Consider the following 20,622-nt stretch of genomic DNA (forward strand, 5'->3'; position numbering starts at 1 on the left):
TGTAAAATATTTTTCAGTTATGATTTTGCTTATCGACAATTATGATTCCTTCATTTATAATCTGGGACGATATTTTGAGATATTAGGTCATTCAATATTAATATGTCGTCATGATAAAATCACCCTTTCTGAAGTAGAAGCACTTAAGCCTTCTCACATTGTGATTTCTCCTGGCCCCGGGACACCAGATCAAACAGGCATTTCAATCGATATTATCAAAAACTTTTCACATCAGATCCCACTTTTAGGAGTATGTCTGGGACACCAAGCCATCGGGTATACCTTTGGCGCACAGATATGCCGTGCTCATTATCCCATGCATGGAAAAGCCAGTCAGATTTATCACAATCAACAATCTTTCTTTTTCAAAATCCCTAATCCTTTTTTTGCAGGCCGATATCATTCACTTATCATCAATAAAGACACGTTACCTAATTGTTTCGAAATTACAGCAGAAAGCCGAGAAGGCGAGATTATGGCAATTTGTCATCGAGTTTACCCTATATTCGGTGTACAATTTCATCCAGAATCTATTTTGACAGATCAAGGACTACAATTACTTAGTAATTTCATCAAAATAACTTATGAAAATCCTAGTAAACAATAATATTGTCGCAACAAATTCTCCAATCATTCATAGTAATGATCGAGGATTTTTATTAGGGGATGGTTTATTTGAAACTATTAAAGTTGAAAATGGACATTTTCTGTTCTTTCAGGAACATTACTATCGTCTTATGACATCTGCTTTAAAATTAGAAATTCCTTTTAAATTTTCGTTATTTGAACTTAAAAACCGATGTAAACGACTATTAGAAGTTAATTCATTCCCAAAAACAGCTTCCCTTCGCATCACCTTGACTCGTGGTATTTCCCAAAGAGGCATTCAGATACCTCTTAATCCATCCCCTACTTTAATGATCACAATTACACCTTATAATCCATCTAACTCAACGTCTTCATCTACTCCTACTCTATACATTACAAATATTAAACGAAATGAATTCTCTTTTTTAAGTCGATTAAAGACGTTAAGTTGTTTAGAATTTATATTGGCCAGGCAACAAGCTATAAAAGTAGGGTATCAGGAAGGTTTAATGCTTAATACAAAAGGTGCCGTCACTGAAACAAGTATTGGAAATTTATTCACTGTAATTAACCAAAAAATATTCACTCCTCGAGTTGAGGACGGCATTTTATCAGGCATTACGCGAGGTATAATCATCAAAATTGCTATTCAAATAGGAAATCCCATAATAGAGAAAACTTTATATCCAGAAGACCTTTTAAAGGCTACTGAAATATTTCAAACCAACAGCCTCGTTGAAATTCAATCCTTTTCCAAAATTAATGAACATGCACTTCTATCAAAGCAAAAGGCGATTACAGTCAATCGCTTTTTTGATCAATATCGCGCCTATAAAGAGAGGCATATGAGAACTCAATTAGATTAAAAATACTAACATGCTAAAGGACTCATATTTCTCTTTCTATAAAGGAAAGTTTATTTGTTATTAAACCATTTTGGGATTCTAAAAAGCTAATGGAACCAATACTAAAAAATATCATCTATCAACTCTATAACTTTCAGTTTCTGATTACTAAAAGAAATATAGCTTAATCTTTAATACTTTCCATGCATCTTTAATAAAATTTAAAAATCTGTAAAAATATTAATGAAGTTTTCTACTTCACGATGCTAATGAATTCTTTGCTATAATCCTTATATACATCTTTTATAAATGTATCAATTAAATTTTAATATGATCTCTCTATAAAAAATTACCATCTTTTATATAAATCCAATATACAATGCCATTTAAAAAAGAAATTTTGTATGAAAGTAACTTGATCTCGTTCTAAAAATTTATCATTCTATCTCGAATACAAGCATGTCTTGTGCTAATGACTGTGAAAAACCTATATTAATTTTAATTAATTAAAATTAATTAAATCATCTAATTAGATGAAGAAAATGAAGAATGCTCTAAAACTCTATTTTAAAACCCTATTTAGGGTGGGGGTGTTGTACGGGTCTACTTGCTATAACTTCAGGATAAGACATTTTAAAGAAATGTCGATACTAAAAGAAAATGCAAAACTTAACAACTATATGGAATTACTTGTAGGTGGTCAGGATCTAGTTACATGAAGCTTTTTTAAATACAACAAATATAAGAAAATTCTTTCTATTTTAATAAGGGTATTTGATCAGAATTGTATAGGATTTCACCATAATATTCTTATATACTCGTAGAAAAAAAACCAGATTACATTTCTGTTATTATCAAGATAGGAAAGACTAACTAATCTGGTAGGCACGATTGGTATCGAACCAACGACCCCCACCATGTCAAGGTGGTACTCTACCGCTGAGCTACGTGCCTATACGTGCCTAAGTTTTACAAAACTTAGCATTAGAAGCAAATTTGTGCAAATACTATCCTCTTTTGCTATTCTTTTTATGGGAAGAACCACACGATGGCATAAGTGATGATTCGGTGGAAAGTTTAAAAATTTTATTAAAGATCAGACATAATCAAAGCATAAAAAAGCATTTTGAGCACCCGATAAAATGACTACCAGAAATTAGCACTATTTTTATGTGAAGCAAGTATAAAATATAAGCACTCAGCCACAATACGTTACGATTAGCATGACATTTTATCTTTGAACAAAACTAAAAAAGAATATTAAGGTAAGTGCTTTCTTTTTGAATACCAAGATTGTCCAAACTATCTTAAATTTATCAAAAAATTTAACCACGTAATTTTTGAAGCTTAGGTGAATTTGGATAACTAATTTTAAATAACCGATAGCTGGAATCTGCCATTTTTGGCAGATCTAATGCACGGTAAGCTTGAACCATAATTATAAAACCTTGAGTTACCTCTTCTGGTGAATCTTGAAAATTTTGTACTACATAGGTAGCATGGTTAGCGGCCGCTACATAAGCATGTCGTTTCAGATAAAATTGGGCAATCATAATTTCGCGTTGCGCTATTAAATTTTGGATATGTTTCATACGCATCAGCGCATCAGGAGCATAAGGACTTTTAGGAAACACGTCTATAAGAGTAGCAAAAGCCTTATAGGATTGTTGCAAAATGCTTATATCAAGAGAGGCAGGATTTACGCCCACTAATTTTTGTATCCAAGATAATTCTGAGCCAAAATTAATAATCCCTCGCATGTAATAAGCATAATCCGCATAATGACCTCGTGGATAAAGACAAACATAACGATCGGCTGCAACATTTGCCGAAGCAATATCTCTACTTTTGTAATAGGCATAAATTATATCAAGCTGAGCTTGTTGAGTATAAAAGTCAAAGGGATAAATAACATCTAACGCTTCAAAATTTTTAATAGCTTCTGCATAATTTTTTTTCGTTAGAGCTCTTTCACCAGCTGTAAATAATTCGGTTGAAGTTTTTCCACGATATACTTGATAAGGATCGATATAAAGATCGACGTATTTTCCTGCACAACCAGTTAAAATGCAGAAATAGAGAAAAATAAAAATAAAAAACAACTTTTTCATGAGTTTTTTTCTACTGATCATTATTTTAAGATATAATTATTATAGAACAACTAATTCTAGAACGAAATTGTGGTTTTTATCTCTCTTGCCCATTTATCTAAGATTTTAAAACATAGAGAGTAGTTAGTTAAGATAAAGGATGTAGAATCTGATATCATCTTCCTATGAATTCCCAAAAAATTTCTTTAAAGGGTATTATCCCAGCCAAATTAGCAGGGACACGTTTGGATCAAGCTCTGGCTAAATTGTTTCTAGATTATTCTCGCTCGCAACTACAAAATTGGATTCGAGCTGGACATGTTCGCATCAATGGTACTAAAAAGATATTCACCCGTGAAAAAGTGCAAGTCAATCAATCGGTTGAAATAACCGCTTATCTTGAACCAAGTAAACGATGGGTTGCTCAAGCACTGCCTTTAAACATACTTTACGAAGACGAAATGTTACTTGTTATTAATAAACCAGCTGGGCTTACAGTTCATCCTGGTGCTGGTATGCCTCACTTCACACTGATCAATGCCCTCTTCCATCACGATCCACAACTTACCATCCTACCTCGCGCAGGAATCATTCATCGATTGGATAAAAACACTTCAGGACTTCTGGTAGTTGCTCGTAATTTAATATCCTACCATATACTAACCAAAGCTATAAAAGCGCATAAAATTATTCGAGAATATGAAGCTATTGCAAAAGGTGTGTTAACTTCCGGTCGCACAATCAACGCTCCCATAGGGCGTCATCCGACATGTCGTACTCGTATGGCTATTGTTGAAAATGCTCGAGAAGCAATCACCCATTTTTACGTTCTTCAGCGCTATCGGGCACACACACATATCCGCATTCGGTTAGAAACTGGTCGCACACATCAAATCCGCGTTCATATGGCTCACATTCATCATCCTCTTGTTGGAGATCCAGTTTATGGCAACCATATCAATACTCCTACTTTTCTTTCAAATTCACTTAAAATCGCTCTAAAATCTTTTCACCGTCAAGCTCTTCATGCAGCTACTTTGCACCTATCTCATCCTTTAACTCAGAAAATGATGGAGTGGCATGCCCCATTACCTAAGGATATTCTAAATTTACTAAAATCTTTAGGAGAAGATAATACTCATGTCAACTAACTTTATATTTTCTGATTAGCGCTGCCACTAGTTATACCAGACAGGCAACTAACTTAGCTACTCGTGTAAAAATAGCCTCATAATCATTCAAGCTAATCGGAAAAAAATTGATCAATTTCTTATATTTCTAATTATATTCTATTTCATATGGCTTAATTAATTCGTAAAAACTAAATCATTTCTCTTAATTAAACTTTTCTTAATTTCCTCAGTATAGTCGATTCTACTTACTGCCTTCGCTAGACGACTTTGTATCGTTCTATCGGTTGATTTCTTACTTTTTTAAATCATAAATATCAGAGATTGAAAGTTACCGTTATTCATTTATTTTAAGTATCATTAGGATAAATTGTACTTTAATGTCATTTAAACTCTGCTTGACAATTTTTTAATTTGGTTTGTGCCTGTTTCATTAGCTCTCTTGAGCTTTGATTAAAGAAAGGGTTTCGATTTTACGTGTTATCGATTACCAAAAGTCCTGTATCCTGCGTTAACTGCTTATTTTAACATATTAACTGACTAGCTATCTTTAATCTCATATAACTTTGATATCAATCGTATTTACGAAAGTTAATTTCATACTTATTTTTGACAGTAATCTTTTTTTTATTCCTATTGTTTAAATAAAAATAGCAAATTAACTGAACCTAACTGGACGGAAACGATTTATATGGATTAATTCTTCAGAAGGAGATAAACTCATGTGCCTATTGAAATTTCCTATCCTAAAAAAAGTGGTAAGTATGAAAAATGCATTAAGAGTTATTCTTTGTGGAATTGTCATGGCACTTTTTCTTCTTTCTTATAGCGGTTATGCACATTTAGCTTCTGACATCAATGGAAAAGTATTGACCAGCCTTTCGTCTATGTTGAGTAACACCATCCCTGGTGTCGTCAGTATTGCTATAGAAAAATTTATTTCAAACCCAGTTGATCCATTTCAACCAGAAACCGAGCAAGATCCAATATTTATGAAAGTTCCCGGTGTTGGATCAGGTGTTATTATCGACGCTCAAAAGGGTTATATTGTTACAAATGCTCACGTAATTAAAGACCAAAAAATTATGTTAGTAACCCTTAAAGATGGTCGTCGCTACCGAGCTAAAATTGTGGGAAAAGATGAAGGATTTGATCTATCTGTGATTCAAATTAATGCAAAACATTTGACTCAACTACCTTTTGGTAATTCTAACAAACTAAAAGTAGGAGATTTTGTGATATCAATCGGTAGTCCCTTCGGCTTAACTCAAACAGTTACTGCTGGTATCGTCAGTGCTTTAGATCGTCAAGAACCTTGTATCAATAATTTTCAAAGTTTTATTCAAACAGATGCCCCAATTAATCCTGGAAATTCAGGTGGAGCGCTGATTAATCTACAAGGTCAATTAGTTGGTATCAATACGGCGATTATCACACCTTCTGCTGGAAATGTTGGTATTAGCTTCGCCATTCCAAGTAATATGGTCAAAAGTGTAGTCGAACAATTGACTAAATATGGAACAGTGGAACATGGTATATTAGGTGTGAGCGCCCAAAATATTACTCCTGTACTAGCTGATGCCCTGAATCTAAAAAATACCGACGGTGCTCTAGTAACTAAAGTCGTTCCTGGTAGTCCTGCTGAGAAAGCTGGTCTTCAAGTAGAAGATATTATTGAATCTATTAATCAGAGCACTATTCATACGTCTGAACAATTACATAATATACTAGGATTAGTACGTCCTGGAACGACCGTTCATTTAATCATTCTGCGTAATCATAAGGTCAAAAGATTGACCGCCACAGTGGCTAATAATCCTAAAGAGATGTTCATCGAACATAAGATTCCTTTCCTGTTGGGCATGCGTTTGCAGAAATTTAGCGACCTCGAACCAGACGGTACGTTTTTAAACAGTGTTTTAGTCACTGGCATCAATGATGATAGTGAGGGTGCATTGGCTGGTTTACAGCCTGGAGATATTATTTTGAGTGCTAATGGACAAGTAACTTCTACAGTAAATGAATTAATCAGAATTGCAGAGAAAAAACCTAAACAATTACTACTAAAAGTAGTGCGAGGTTCCGGGCAATTATTTTTAGTGATTCAAACAAAACGCGGCAGCAACAATTGGTGAAAGAACATGTGAAACCTTTATGCCCAATCATTAGAATGGAGTGGCAGGAGATATTGCCAGTTCACAGCTACGAAAACAAATACTTGACGATTAATAATCAGACCAGACATTAAGCCTAAAATGATGAGATTAGGTTATCAAAATAGCTTTCATTCGAAGTACATTCGTTAAAGTCAGCTCCATTATTAATTAGATAACCGAAAATAATAAGATAATTTAGCCCGTAGTTGTAGACTTAGAATTAAGTCAGTTTTTATTTCAACAAGATTTAAAAATGCGTAAAAACAAAGCTTAATTTTGTAAGACAAACACACTCTATAACAACAAAGTTATATATAGAAATAAAGCAAACTCTTTAAAAAATAATCAAATAATCTATTGCAATGATATAATTTTAACGTGCCTTCATAGTAACAAGTCCGCTTTTTAAAGATAGAAAATTTATCTTAAGCAATTGTGTGAACCCTGGATAAAATTCGTAACGTTGGTTAATCAGCATGAATGAACATCAATTTATACTTTGCTAAGTTAGCAAGCTGACTTACTCAGTAAATAAAATTAGATTAACTAGGCACTATTTATCTAGACTTTTTTCGGAAAAAATCTTAAAGCTAAAATCAATATGTTGCTTTTATTCCGATAAATCAATAGAGAAATTTGATACGGTTTTAAAAACCTTAAGAATTTTTCAAATTTTGTAAGCCTACAATGGTTATTAAGTTTTCGTTAAAAACGATAAGACTTTTCCAGTACCAGTAAATAGACATGCATCTTTACAGAAAGTTAAGCATTATTGAAGGATTAAAAAAGACGACTAAATTATTATCGTTGAGATAGTAACAATAGAAAAATGAACATTATTCAATGAATTTCTCTAAAATCTCTATTTAAGCAAACGGTCCTGAACTTGTTGCCACACCTGTTTTTTCCAAAATTTAAAAAAACATTATCAATGATGACTACTTATTCCACAGAGCGTACAGGCGCTAACATAAAATTAATTGATTCAAATCACCATTCCATTATTGTGTGAGGGAAAGTAGTAGCGGTTAAAAGAACGATAATATCATATTCCAAAGCTTTCAAAGGCGAAAATTCTATTTAATTCAGATTAAAATCTGAATCCAATCCTTAGGTCAGTTAACTAATCAAATATGTGATAAAGTCGAACAATCTGTTCACATCTGTTCTGGAGTTGGACAACAACATCCATTTTCAAAGTGAGTGGCGTCATAACACGAGCAATGAATTTTTGAACTAACTTATCATCACACTAAATCAAAGGGTCAAAAATATCCAAGATTATTTTGAAACAATGTTTTAATCAAATCGGATAAACACCAAAATACTGTAAATAGAGGGTTACAGCACTAATCAGCATACTCCGTATTTAGTTAGATTTTAACAATGGTGGTACTAATATTAAGCATTAAAGATATATTTAAGCAGCCGTTTCAAAAAAGCAATATTAAACTTTCCGTCAGTAAAATTAAAGGAATTTCTATTCATTACTCCATTACTGCTAAAACTAAACTTCATTATAGTCAATAAATTTCAATAACATCATTGTTAAAATAATGATGTTCATCTTATTCGTGTTAAGAACATCAGAGGAAGAAAAATTAGGCAGTAACAGTTTGGATTAAAGATCGTATCTTCATAGTTACTAACATATCGCTTAGCATAAATAACACCATCAAAATTCTATTGAAGCTGAAAAATGCCAACCAATTGTTAATTACTGATAAGAGATGAAGATTATCATCTTCTTCGATATTTTTTACTAATATGTCAGCTTATGTGCAATCAGATCACCAGGATTTCCAATTTTTCATTCACCTTAAAGATGCTTGTACTAATTTCAGCCTTTAGGATAGAAACTAACTTAGCAAGTGATTTGAAATGCTCATTACGTAACAAAGACACTCGTCCGTACTTGAGCATAGATGAGGAAATTAATCAAAAGTGATGTGATTTTTTCTGGGAAAATCCCACCTTCAGTAAAAATTACTATAGCTTGTCTCTTCGAGTAGCAACACATTTAGTCTTATATACATGGAAAGAAACGCGACGAATTTCTGCTCCCAATTGTGCTAGCTTTTCTTCGATACATTCGTAACCTCGATCAATATGATAAATTTGATCTACTACAGTATTGCCTTGTGCCGTAAGACCAGCTAAAACTAAACCAGCTGAAGCACGTAAATCTGTCGCTATAACAGAAGCGCCTGTTAATTTTTCTTTTCCGCTGATAAAAGCTTTTCTGCCTTGCACTTTAATATTAGCTCCCATTCGTCGCAGTTCATCTACGTGCATAAATCGATTTTCAAAAACAGTTTCTGTTATAACAGCATTACCTTTTGCAATCACATTAAGTGACATAAATTGGGCCTGCATATCGGTTGGCATTCCAGGATAAGGAGCCGTAGTAATATCGACTGCTTTAGGTCTTTGCTCTTCCATATCAAGATCTACCCAATCGTCACCAATTTTAATCCTTGCACCTGCCTCATGTAGCTTTTCTAAGATAATTCCTAAGGTTTTTGGTAGGACATCTTTAATTCTGATATGACCTCGGGTCATTGCTGTAGCAACTAAGTAAGTTCCTGCTTCAATTCGATCAGGTAGAATGTGATAACATCCTCCAGATAAACGATCAATACCATCAATAGTGATGGTATCTGTTCCAGCTCCTGAAATATGCGCGCCCATTTTATTTAAAAAATTGGCCAGATCTTGAACTTCTGGCTCGCAAGCTGCGTTATAGATAATAGTTTGGCCTTCCGCTAAGCTTGCTGCCATAATAAGATTTTCTGTTCCCGTCACTGTAATTTTTCCTAAATTCAATTTTGTACCTTTTAAACGTCCATCTACACTGGCTCGAATAAAGCCATTCGATAACTCTACATTAGCACCCAACACCTGCATCCCATCAATATGAACATCTACAGGTCGAGAGCCAATGGCACATCCTCCGGGCAAAGAGATTTCTGCTTCTCCAAATCGAGCTAATAAAGGTCCTAGAACAAGAATGGATGCACGCATCGTTTTTACTAATTCATAAGAAGCATGCACATTCTGAATAGCCGAACAATTCACTTCAACACTCATCTGTTTATCAATAGTAATTTTTGCCCCCATCCGGCTTAATAACTCAAGCATAGTAGTCACATCGTTGAGATAGGGAATATTACTTAAAGTAATTGGCTCTTCAATTAATAGCGTGGCTGCTAAAATTGGTAAGACAGTATTTTTTGCTCCCGATATCCGAATAGCCCCGTTTAAAGGTATACCGCCCATAATAATTAATTTTTCCATAGTTATTCAATCCCTAGAATCTCTGTCATTCCATAAATGGCAGAGATTACACGCAATGAATGGAGGACCTTAACAAATTATATGGATTTATTAAGTCTTTTTACATGGTGTAACCATGTGTCATAATAGTCAACCCAGCACTATATTACATTGATCTACAGATTGAAAATCAACGAGGAGAATATTTTCCTCTTTTTGGATCCAGTGATCACTAATTTTCCGTAAAGCCAATTCTATTTCAAAATTGATTGCACTGTTAACCTTAAATACATTTGACGTCATTGAAATCTCCGATTTATGGGTAATCAAGTTCCAGTAAGATGACTAGCCCTTTCTGAGCAAGCACTTCTGAAAATTGGGAGTGATAACTTTGTATTAAACTAACTCCCTCAATACTGAAATCGTAGATCTTCCATTGGCCTCTATCGTTAACTAAATTATAGCTAATTAGAAACTTGCCACTCATTCTGATCAATAATAATACTTTCTACAATCACCTCCTTTTGATTAGTTGTTTCAGATCGAGCTGGATAAAACTTAATTTGATCCTCATCATAAGTAATGAATACTATTGAATAAATTGAAACAATCAATTTTTTAAATTCCCGAATAAACAATTTTCGTTGCTTAATAGTAGTCTTTTGCTAATAATAGCGTCCGATAACAGATCCAGATACTCGATCCACATCAATGTAAAGAATTAATTGTTGATTAACAATCTGACTGATTTAATTGCGGATTATTTTTTAGCTGAAGTAAAATCGCGATAGAATACCAAAACAATGAAAATAATATTTTTTATTAACTTAATATTTTTAATTAATTTTTTTAAAAAAATCACAGTAAATTCCTTAAATTAAAAAATTAAAAAGGTTTATTTTTAAGATTTTATAGATAAATTAGCCAATTAAATTTTTCAAGATTAGTGCAGAATGAGTAGTTTTGATCCAATCATCATTTTTTAAATTTACAGATCCAAAGCCTGGCGTTAATTCAATACAATTTTCCCCTAACAATCCTTAGTTGATATTGTCGCCGATGTATCAGAAGGTAAATTATTTATCTTTTCATTAAGTTGCATGACAACTAAAGCTCGAAAATTATTTCTATTTAATACAATTTCCAAGAGATCTTAGTCCACTCAATTTAAATCCTAAAATTATTAATGCAAAAAACCCAGATATCACAAAGAGGCTAGCTATACATTCAATCATTCAAGTATTCAAACTCCCCGTCAGTCATAAAACTATTAAAATAAAATCTAAAGCTAACACTATCATGGACAAATAAACTACTGTTTTTATTGTTGCTCGACTTATTCTAACAGCATTAGATTTCAAATCATATCCTTGATAAACTGCAATCCAAGTAACAATCAGTGAGAAAACTATGCTCTTAAATCACACTATTTAAAATATCCCCAAAAAAAACTTGCAGTTGCTTGCCATATTCGACCAAAAAACATTATTACTCAGCCCAAGTTAATTAAGAGCTACTATATAGCTACTATAAATAGCTGTCAGATTAAATAAAAGTGTCAAAAGTGGTGAAGCACACATAACCCCGTCCAAAATCGTGGTGTAATCGGGCGTCAAAGCGGATCTACTCTCATTGTTTCCATACTCCAATTGTTAATTAGTAGTCTACATAAGTTCAATCTCAGTTGTTAAAGCCGATCAGATCGACCGACAAACAATAAAGCTATGATAACTGGACCTAATGCTCGAATGATGATTAAAGCTAATAATAGTCCTAATTCTTGCAAGTCACTACATTTTAGTGAAACAAGATAGTCTTGTAGAGAAAAAAACCATATCAATGAATAAAGCGGACGACAAAATAATAATTAAAGATAATACATCCCAAATAATATAATTAAATAGCGAGTTAACGGCCAAATTCTTAACCAACGAGGGCGCTGCAAAATCACTTGCAATAAAAAAATCCAGATTGTCCGATACTACTGACAATATTCAAAGCCTAAAGCGACTCAAAAATTGAATTTGGATAATCACAACAATAAGTCCTATCGATAGTTGAATGCAGAATAACGAAATTGAACTGGGCCATCTGAAAAACCGCTCACAAATTTTTATATTTGAGAGTCTTGCGTGGTTTTCATTATTTGTAGAGCTCCACTGCCGATAATTTTTCCGCCCGCAATTATATCAATATAATCTGCGATGGTAGTTACTTCCATAAAATCACGTGAGACAAGGATACTAGTTATGTACCTAAGGAATTCATGAATTAATTTTGACAAAATACTACGGTTAATCGGAGCTTGACCCGAAAAAGGTGCATCATATAGTATCAATGCAGGATCTAATAAATCACTTAATTTAAGGCTCATCGAATTATACTTTCGGATAACTGATTGACGAAGAGAGGAACAGCCCCACATAATCCTACTGACTCTAATCTCATTAAAACTAAATCTCGAATCATGTCATTATAATCGCAATAAAGTTGTTTTACTTACTGATGCTCGACCCTATGATCTATAATTGTTGTTACTTTTTTACGAGCTATCTTGGAATTTATTTTGTTAAAGATGAGATTATTCTGTCTTGAATCACTTAAATTCTGCGCAAAAAAAGCTCATAGTGACCACATTATAACCTTGCCTTATAATACCAGGAACTCATATAGTGATTCATTAGTATTTTTATGAGCGAGAGTGAGAAATTTTACACGCTTGGAAAAGCCGTCATTGCTAAGGAATTGCGAGCAATCCAATCCTTACAAGAGCGTATTAACGAAGCTTTTGCTACAGCATGCAAGACTATCCTAGCTTGTAAAGGACGAATGGTTGTCTTAGGAATTGGCAAATCAGGTCACATTGCTCGAAAAATTGCAGCCACTCTCACTAGTACAGGCACGCCTTCATTTTATGTTCATCCAGGAGAAGCTAGTCATGGGGATATTGGTATGATTACTGCAGAAGATATTACCCTTGCGATTTCTTATTCAGGTGAAACCTCTGAAATTATTAATATTTTACCTATAATCAAAAGATTAGGGATCTCTCTTATTGCTTTCACTGGAAAACTTCAATCCAGTTTAGCCCGCATTTCTGATATTGTTATCGACGTAAGTGTCCAGCAAGAAGCTTGTCCTCTAGGTTTGGCACCTACTTCGAGCACCACGGCAATGCTGGTTATGGGAGATGCTTTAGCAATTACACTTCTTGAAACTCGCGGTTTCACGACAGACGATTTTGCTCGAATTCATCCTGGAGGTTCCTTAGGAAGACGTCTTTTGCTTCATATAGATAAACTTATGTATACCAGAGAACATATGCCTTCAGTAAAGTTAGATTGTATGTTAGATGAAGCTTTGGTTGAAATTACCAAAAAAAGCTTGGGAATGACCACTGTTATTGATAATAACGGTCTTTTAGTGGGAGTTTTTACAGATGGTGATCTGCGTCGGGCAATAGATAAAGGTTACAATATTCATCAGATACCAATCAAGGAAGTTATGTCAAACGGGGTTACTATCCGTCCAAAACTTTTAGCAACTGAAGCACTCAAAGTCATGCACGAACATAAAATCACTTCGCTTGTTGTTACAGATGAAGAACAACATCCTCTTGGCGTCATTCATATGCATGATCTTTTACGCGCAGGAATCATTTAGATTCATATGAAAGAAATATTACTCAATAAATTTCGCCAAATTAAGCTCTTGATACTTGATGTAGATGGAGTGCTTACAGATGGTCGACTTTGGTATAGCGCTGATGGAGAGATATTAAAAATCTTTCATGCCCAAGACGGACTTGGAATCAAACGCTTACTACAAGCAGGTGTTGAAATAGCAATTATAAGCAGTCGAGAAAATCAAGAAGCTGTTTTTCAACGAGCAAACGAGTTGGGAATTTCTCACGTCTTTCAAGGTGAGCACGATAAGTGTATTCCTTATGAGAAACTGCTTTTGCAATTGAAACTGAATCAAAAGGAAGTTGCTTATGTGGGAGATGACCTGCCTGATTTACCCGTAATGCAAAGGGTAGGTGTGGCGATTGCGGTTGCGAATGCGGTACCCTTAGTTCTCTCATCAGCACATTGGAGCACAAAAAAATGCGGTGGGGAAGGAGCTGTCCGGGAAGTCTGTGATTTGATTATACCCCCAATTTAGTCTACTGTGAATAAAAATTTTGGATTTGGCTTGATTTTAATTATTCTTACTTGCCTTACTATACTACTCATATTATGTAATTTTCCTTGTCACGAAAAACTCCAAAGGCCACAACTAGACCGTCGACCAAATGCTATTATGTATAAGGTCAATTACTATCAGTATAATGACAAAGGTGATTTGTATAGTCATTTAGTTTCCCCATGTGTTGTGCACTTCATCTATAAAAATTCTTCTCATTTTACTATGCCTCATTACTTCATTTACACTTCTCAACATGTGCCTTGGGTCATTAGCGCTGATCATGGTAAAAGTCAAAATGCAATTGAATGGATTTATTTATGGGGCCATGTCAAAATTCATAAGCTGCTTCAAGAAACGAAAGTAGAAACTACAATTACTACCAAAGATATCACTATCTTTCCTCATTGCTCCTTTGCTCGAACTGATCAGCCTGTTACCATTGTCTGTTCTAATTCAATAATAACAGCCATAGGTATGATCATTGATCTGAAAAATGGTGTAATTCATTTACTTTCATATGCTCAGGGTATTGATAAAACGAATATCAATCGAGCCGGAAAAATATTAAAGAGATAACAAAGAAGGCGGGTCTGAGCATGAAAAGTACAAAGTAGCCCTATTTATTTTATTAGGCAGGGCCTGATCTCCTCTCAGTGTTCCAGATTAAATACCGACTACGTAATGAAAATCACAGTGATTCTATATAACTTGTACTATATTAAATACCGACTACGTAATGAAAATCACAGTGATTCTATATAACTTGTACTATTCACAATGCATACGTACAATCGTTACAGGTTAAGATAAACCCTTTGCAATGGTTTTTAATTCTAGAGTAGTTCTGTAAAATCAATCTCATCACCTCTCATCCCTTCTTATGGCGCCAATTGAACGATTCTCCATTTTTGATTCTGTTTTAAATAACAAAAACGGTTATGAAGACGATGTTTTTGTCCAATCCAAAACTCCATTCGAGTCGGAACTAAACGAAAACCACCCCAAAATTTAGGACAATGTATTTCCTCAGAAAATTTTTTCCGATACTTTTTGTGTAGGTTAAGTAAATACCTTCGATTAGGAATTTCTTGGCTTTGTTCTGAAATCCATGCGCTAATTTGACTTTCGTATGGACGAGTTTTAAAATAGGTTTCTGATTCTTTTCGTGTTAGCTTTTTAACATGTCCTTCTCCACGTACTTGCTTATAGATTTTTGGCCCGTGTTAGCTTTTTAACATGTCCTTCTCCACGTACTTGCTTATAGATTTTTGGCCAATAAAACACCCAAGCTGCATAAGGATTTTCTGATAAATCACTAACCTTTCGACTATAATAATTTGTAAAAATAAGAAAACCACCTTTAGTAATTCCTTTATATAACACAATGCGTGCAGTAGGCTTTCCTTTTAAGTTAGTGGTGGCTAAAGTCATAGCTGCCGCTAGATCGTGCACTTCTTCTCGAATAGCCTCGCCGTACCATAACTTAAATTGTTCTAAAGGGTCTTCTAGGAGATCTTGTTGGAACATTCAACACTCCTAGTGATTAAGGGCATCTATTATGAAATAATCTCTTCTAATTTGCCACTTGCTTTTATTTAAGAGGATTACTGGTACAGTAATGAGTAAGAAATATCGAAATTTTCTAGTGAGGTCGATCGATAATATTTGGAATTAATTCTGAGAGCATAAAGGACTCTATTATGACCAACAAAAATTTATAGAAAAGATTTTCAATTTCGTAAACCAACCCCTTTTTTTATGAATAAATAGGTGATGCCAAATAAAATAATAACAAAAGTCGACATCAAAAAATAAGAAAGAGTAAGTCGGCTACTCATAACACCCAAAAAACCATATCGAAAATTATCGACAATATAGCTAATAGGATTGAGATAAGAAATATATTGCCATATAGATGGTAATAAGCTAATCGAATAAAAAACACCACCTAAGTAAGTTAATGGGGTTAAAATGAAAGTAGGTACAATTGAAATATCATCAAAACTTTTTGCATAAATAGCATTAATTAAACCAGCCAGTGAAAAAATACTGGATGCTAAAAAAGCTGCTATTAAAACGGTAATCAGTGAATGAATATGCAAATGTGTGAAAAAAAGTGCAACGATGGACACAATCATCCCCACAATAATCCCTCTTACAAGACCACTGCTCATAAAACCTAAAAGAATAGTTAGGCTAGAAATTGGAGAAACTAAGATCTCTTCAATATGTCTTTGAAATTTCGCTCCAAAAAAAGCCGATACCACGCTAGCATAAGAGCTGGTAATTATGTTCATCATAATAAGACCAGGAGCAATAAATTGAATGTATTTATATCCTTCTATAAATCCTACTTTGGTTCCGACGACTCGACCAAAAATAACAAAATAGAGGATGCTCGTTATTGCAGGCGGTAATAAAGTTTGGGACCAAATTCGCATAATACGCTTTAATTCTGCAACGACAATTGTTTGATAAGCTATTCGCTCTTTTTTGAAACCCATTATTTTTCTGCCGTCAATTTGACAAATAATTCTTCCAATCGGTTAGCTTTATTTCGCATACTGTTTACTTCAATTGCGTATTGTTTTAAGTTCTCAAATAAAGCACTTAAGCTTCGTTCTTTAGGAACTTCAACTTCTAGAGTTCGAGAGTCTTTTATCCAAAACGAATAACCTTCTATCGAAGGTATGATTTCTAGCGGCTGATCCAGATAAAGAATAAATCGTTCCGCATCAAGTTTAGTTAAAATATCTGACATAGAGGTATTTTCAATAATTTCTCCATTATTAATAATGGCAATATTGCGACATAAATATTCAGCTTCTTCAAGATAATGAGTTGTTAAAATGATTGTTATTTTCTGTTGATTTAATTCTTTCAAAAATTTCCACATAGAACGCCGAATTTCAATATCTACACCCGCTGTTGGCTCATCTAAAATTAATATGCGTGGCTTAGGAATAAGAGCTCGTGCGATCATCAATCGACGCTTGAGTCCTCCTGAGAGCTGACGAGCCATAATATTGCGTTTTTCCCATAGCCCTAGTTGTCTTAAATATTTTTCTGCTTGGAATATCGCTTCTTTACGAGCAATACCATAATAACCTGCTTGTTGAAGCACGATATCCATCACCGATTGAAAAATGTTAAAATTAAACTCTTGTGGAACAACTCCAATACAAGTCTTAGCTGCTGCAAAGTCTTTATCAATATCATTACCACAAACAACTACTTTTCCACTGGTTTTATTTATCAGGGAAGTAATAATTCCTATTATGGTTGATTTTCCAGCACTGTTAGGACCAAGTAGAGCAAAAAAATCGCCTTCATTTACCGAAAAATTAACACCTTTTAATGCTTGAAAGCACTTTGCATAAGTCTTTTTTAAATCTTCTATGATAAGTGCTTTCAAGTATAAGCGTGCTGTTCTTTTGATTTAGCAATTCGAACCACCAATGATCGTCCTTTTAAATCTTTACCATGTGCATTTAACGCTTTAATGGCTTGTTTTGCACTGGTATAGGTTATAAATGCATATCCTTTGGAATGACCTGTACGGAAATTCCTTATTATTTTAATTGCTTCAATAGTACCAAAACGGGAAAAATAATCATTTAAATCATTTTCTCCAACATGATAGGGCAAATTACCTATATAAATTTGATCTTTAGAAAAATCTTCGGAAGTTTGGTCTGATTCTATCCGATCTCTTCTTTTAAATATCGAAACAGCAATGATAAAAATTAGTAAGACAGAACATGTTAATGCTATAAGAATAATCGAACTTGCTGACATGGTATTCTGTCTCATTATTTTTAACATAAATGTAAATATTAAGCGATTGTAAAGAAGGTAGCATGGCTTGTAAAGATAAGAAAAGCGATCCTCTAATATTCTTCAAAGTGTGGCGTTCCTTTCGTGTTAAGAAAAAGTTAAAATTTGCGTAGAAAATTTATAATCAGGCTGAGATAATCAAGCTTCACAGCTCACACAACTATGTAAGAATGCAAATTATCGCGTTCACATAAGGTAAATTTCTTTACAAAGCTTAGTAACCTGTCTATGTTATCAGACAAGGTATTTAACATATGGCCTTTTAGTTAAAGACATTAACTGTGTGTAGTATGTATATTTAAGAATAAGAACAGCACGCTTTTCTAGGCGACAAACTCTGACATGCCCATTCTTCAATAAGTAAAGTCATTCACTCTTAAAAATGTATATTACATCTTTATTTATTATGTACTCGAAAAGTGAGTAGTATCCGCTTTCAATTAAGATAAAAAAATGTTTAATTAGTTTAAACCTAGTACAGATAAATAATAGGTAATGTAGTATAGGGGTTTATTCTTAGTTTTTTATCAAGAAATATTTTAAATAAATATTGCTTTGTAAGAGTACGCTGTGTTATACACGTCAATCGCAATTTTTACAATCCAAGAAATATTTTAAGAAATATCTGGTAATAGAGGTGACTTGTAACAAGGCTTGTGACCTCCACCTTTCTTGGATTTGCAAAAGGAAATAGAACAGTCAATGCTATCTAGATTTTTAGTTTCAATAGTAAGTTATTTATATGTTGCTAGTGTTTTTACCCCTTCGTTAGCAACAACGGGTGTATTGACTACTAAGACGGATCAGCAAATCAATGAGCAAATTAACTCTCTGCAAGCTCAAGTTAATCAACTTCAAATGCAGCAAAAACAAGCTCAAAAAAAACCCACCCACACTCATCATTATCGAAAGCATATCTGTCTAAATGATAAATGCATATATTACACTTCTCGCTTATGGATTGGCCCTTACTTAAATACCAAAGAGACTTTTAATGGGTCGAAACTAGTCATCAATATTCCTACAGTTCGTAAGGATGCTCGAATACTTCTTCAGCAGTATCAATTGGAACAAGAATGTCTTGAGTTAGGAATACCAGCTCTTTATCTACCTCGAGCAACCTTTAGTGGGAAACTGGAAGGCCAAGTAGCTTATGAGAGTAACGCTATAGGATCAAAGACTGCAAATATCAACTTTAGTGGCGCGGAATTAGATATCTATATTCAAGGAAATTCGTGGACATCTGGTTATATGGCCTTAGATTATGACCAAGATGAATTGGTACATGAATCGCATATATTGATAAATCATGCTTTTGTTACCATTGGGAGTCTAAATAGATGCCCTTTTTACGCCAGTATTGGTCAAATATATGTACCTTTTGGACGTTACAGCAGTTTGATGATCACCTCTCCAGTTACATTGGAACTCGGACGGACTCGGGCTCAGGCTTTGACCATAGGCTACCAACAAACTGAAAAGAACAGCTTGCATGCTGCGGTATATGATTATCAGGAGTTAGCTAATAATCCATCTCGTAGTAATCAAAATAATCAATGGGGTGTAGATGTTGGTTATGAATTTAATACTGATATTCGTCATCTTCGTATAAGCGGCGAAGTTGGAATAGGCTTAATTTCTAATCTCTCAGATTCGCAAAGAATGCAAACTACTGTACTTTTACATGATGAAATTTTGCACCATACCGTCCAAGCAATTGATTTATATGGTAGTTTTACCATTGATCCTATGATTTTCATTATTGAGTATATTGGAGCTTTAAGAAGTTTTGATATCGCTGATGTTTGCTTTGCAAACCAAGGTGCCCGTCCCACTGCTTTCCACACTGAGATAAGCTATACATTCCATACAAGTTCAAAATCTAACTCTATTGGTTTAGGATACGATCATACTACTCAAGCTTTAGCTCTAGTCCTTCCTCAAAATCGCTACAGCGTCTTCTACAACTTTAATATTTGGAAGGATACGAATTTTACTTTGGAATATCGGCATGATATTAATTATTTTCAGAGTATAACCAACACCAATACTCCTATCCATCTCAGCATTGCTACTGATTTAGGTAAAAGTGATAATGTTATAACCGCGCAATTTAATCTTTGTTTCTAAAATATCTATTGTATAAAACTATGGCTATTGTGTAAAATTTAATTCTTCCACCTTCTTCCATAGAAGAAGGATTTTCCCAGTTTGATAAAATTACCTACAGCTTATATCTGAAAATTCCTAATTTTATGTAGTTTTTCTGATGTATAGTTCGATGGTAAAATATAAGATTCTCAATCTTTTTAAAATGTAGGATTAAAAAGTGTAGGCTTAATTCTAATCTTCCGACTCTTTCCGCCTTTTTTTACCATGAATAATAAATCATCAAATAATATAAAAATTGTTTTCAATCACTTTCCAAAAAAGTCTACGATATCGATTTCTAACATCCAAAAGCTAATAAAACAGGCATAATTTGATTTTCCAAATTATGCCTTTCCAATAG

The 20,622-nt window shown here is 33.8% G+C and carries 17 protein-coding genes, 1 tRNA gene and 1 pseudogene; 8 read left to right on the top strand and 11 right to left on the bottom strand.

The genetic code is table 11. From position 1 onward, the window contains the following. The first annotated feature begins 19 nt into the window (after window positions 1-19). Complete coding sequence (locus ONG85_RS00065) at window positions 20-607, top strand: anthranilate synthase component II (protein ID WP_264435558.1); 588 nt, start codon at window positions 20-22, stop codon at window positions 605-607. Beyond that, window positions 585-1,454 carry an aminotransferase class IV gene (locus tag ONG85_RS00070; protein ID WP_264435559.1) on the top strand — a complete coding sequence of 290 codons (870 nt, stop codon included), beginning with the start codon at window positions 585-587 and terminating at the stop codon, window positions 1,452-1,454. The genes ONG85_RS00065 and ONG85_RS00070 overlap by 23 nt, the downstream gene beginning before the upstream one ends. Before the next feature lie 858 nt (window positions 1,455-2,312). On the opposite strand, the gene ONG85_RS00075 is transcribed toward ONG85_RS00070, so the two are convergent. Together ONG85_RS00075 and ONG85_RS00080 are read right to left on the bottom strand one after the other, a co-directional pair. Further along, a tRNA-Val gene (locus ONG85_RS00075) sits at window positions 2,313-2,387 on the bottom strand. A gap of 371 nt (window positions 2,388-2,758) precedes the next feature. Then, a complete protein-coding gene (locus ONG85_RS00080; protein WP_264435560.1) occupies window positions 2,759-3,544 on the bottom strand; it encodes an outer membrane protein assembly factor BamD in 786 nt (261 codons plus the stop codon). Window positions 3,545-3,708: 164 nt separating this feature from the next. On the opposite strand from ONG85_RS00080, the gene rluD reads away from it, so the two are divergent. Then, a complete protein-coding gene (gene rluD / locus ONG85_RS00085; protein ID WP_264435562.1) occupies window positions 3,709-4,674 on the top strand; it encodes a 23S rRNA pseudouridine(1911/1915/1917) synthase RluD in 966 nt (321 codons plus the stop codon). Window positions 4,675-5,456: 782 nt separating this feature from the next. Further along, window positions 5,457-6,788 (top strand): Do family serine endopeptidase, encoded by a 1,332-nt coding sequence (locus ONG85_RS00090; RefSeq protein WP_264435563.1) that lies wholly within the window; start codon window positions 5,457-5,459, stop codon window positions 6,786-6,788. Between the two features lie 2,010 nt (window positions 6,789-8,798). Here ONG85_RS00090 and murA read toward each other — a convergent pair. The 5 genes from murA to ONG85_RS00100 form a co-directional block, all read right to left on the bottom strand. Next, window positions 8,799-10,106, bottom strand: coding sequence for a UDP-N-acetylglucosamine 1-carboxyvinyltransferase (gene murA / locus ONG85_RS00095; RefSeq protein WP_264435564.1), 1,308 nt, complete (start codon window positions 10,104-10,106; stop codon window positions 8,799-8,801). Between the two features lie 295 nt (window positions 10,107-10,401). Continuing rightward, window positions 10,402-10,572, bottom strand: a complete 171-nt coding sequence (locus ONG85_RS03510) for a Tgt2/MlaC family protein (RefSeq protein WP_406566709.1) — start codon at window positions 10,570-10,572, stop codon at window positions 10,402-10,404. Next, window positions 10,550-10,738, bottom strand: coding sequence for an ABC transporter substrate-binding protein (locus tag ONG85_RS03515; protein WP_406566728.1), 189 nt, complete (start codon window positions 10,736-10,738; stop codon window positions 10,550-10,552). Before ONG85_RS03515 ends, ONG85_RS03510 begins: the two co-directional genes overlap by 23 nt. Before the next feature lie 606 nt (window positions 10,739-11,344). Continuing rightward, window positions 11,345-11,497, bottom strand: coding sequence for an ABC transporter permease (locus ONG85_RS03520; protein ID WP_406566729.1), 153 nt, complete (start codon window positions 11,495-11,497; stop codon window positions 11,345-11,347). A 701-nt stretch (window positions 11,498-12,198) separates the two neighbouring features. Then, the gene (locus ONG85_RS00100; RefSeq protein ID WP_264435565.1) at window positions 12,199-12,459 is read right to left on the bottom strand and encodes an ATP-binding cassette domain-containing protein; all 261 of its coding nucleotides are present in this window, start codon (window positions 12,457-12,459) and stop codon (window positions 12,199-12,201) included. A 317-nt stretch (window positions 12,460-12,776) separates the two neighbouring features. Here ONG85_RS00100 and ONG85_RS00105 point away from each other — a divergent pair, with 317 nt between their 5' ends. The 3 genes from ONG85_RS00105 to lptC are packed head-to-tail and all read left to right on the top strand — an operon-like array spanning window position 12,777 to window position 14,849. Further along, window positions 12,777-13,748: a KpsF/GutQ family sugar-phosphate isomerase gene (locus ONG85_RS00105; RefSeq protein ID WP_264435566.1), complete on the top strand. Its 972-nt coding sequence runs from the start codon at window positions 12,777-12,779 to the stop codon at window positions 13,746-13,748. A 6-nt stretch (window positions 13,749-13,754) separates the two neighbouring features. Continuing rightward, the gene (locus ONG85_RS00110) at window positions 13,755-14,249 is read left to right on the top strand and encodes a KdsC family phosphatase (protein WP_264435567.1); all 495 of its coding nucleotides are present in this window, start codon (window positions 13,755-13,757) and stop codon (window positions 14,247-14,249) included. Between the two features lie 6 nt (window positions 14,250-14,255). Then, window positions 14,256-14,849, top strand: a complete 594-nt coding sequence (gene lptC / locus ONG85_RS00115) for an LPS export ABC transporter periplasmic protein LptC (RefSeq protein ID WP_264435568.1) — start codon at window positions 14,256-14,258, stop codon at window positions 14,847-14,849. Between the two features lie 302 nt (window positions 14,850-15,151). On the opposite strand, the pseudogene ONG85_RS00120 reads toward lptC, so the two are convergent. From ONG85_RS00120 to ONG85_RS00135, 4 genes and pseudogenes are all read right to left on the bottom strand, one after another. After that, a pseudogene (locus ONG85_RS00120) lies at window positions 15,152-15,800 on the bottom strand (pyridoxamine 5'-phosphate oxidase family protein). Between the two features lie 203 nt (window positions 15,801-16,003). Next, window positions 16,004-16,777, bottom strand: a complete 774-nt coding sequence (locus ONG85_RS00125; RefSeq protein WP_264435569.1) for an ABC transporter permease — start codon at window positions 16,775-16,777, stop codon at window positions 16,004-16,006. After that, a complete protein-coding gene (locus ONG85_RS00130; RefSeq protein WP_264435570.1) occupies window positions 16,777-17,688 on the bottom strand; it encodes an ABC transporter ATP-binding protein in 912 nt (303 codons plus the stop codon). The genes ONG85_RS00125 and ONG85_RS00130 overlap by 1 nt, the downstream gene beginning before the upstream one ends. Further along, window positions 17,685-18,098 (bottom strand): RNA recognition motif domain-containing protein, encoded by a 414-nt coding sequence (locus ONG85_RS00135; protein ID WP_264435571.1) that lies wholly within the window; start codon window positions 18,096-18,098, stop codon window positions 17,685-17,687. Before ONG85_RS00135 ends, ONG85_RS00130 begins: the two co-directional genes overlap by 4 nt. Window positions 18,099-18,812: 714 nt before the next feature. Between ONG85_RS00135 and ONG85_RS00140 the strand changes: the two genes are divergently transcribed. After that, on the top strand, window positions 18,813-20,240 hold the full coding sequence (locus ONG85_RS00140) for an LbtU family siderophore porin (RefSeq protein WP_264435572.1): 1,428 nt from the start codon (window positions 18,813-18,815) through the stop codon (window positions 20,238-20,240). The last annotated feature ends 382 nt before the right edge of the window (window positions 20,241-20,622 follow it).

Source organism: Coxiella endosymbiont of Dermacentor marginatus (assembly GCF_907164955.1).
In the GTDB taxonomy this organism is placed as follows: Bacteria; Pseudomonadota; Gammaproteobacteria; order Coxiellales; family Coxiellaceae; genus Coxiella.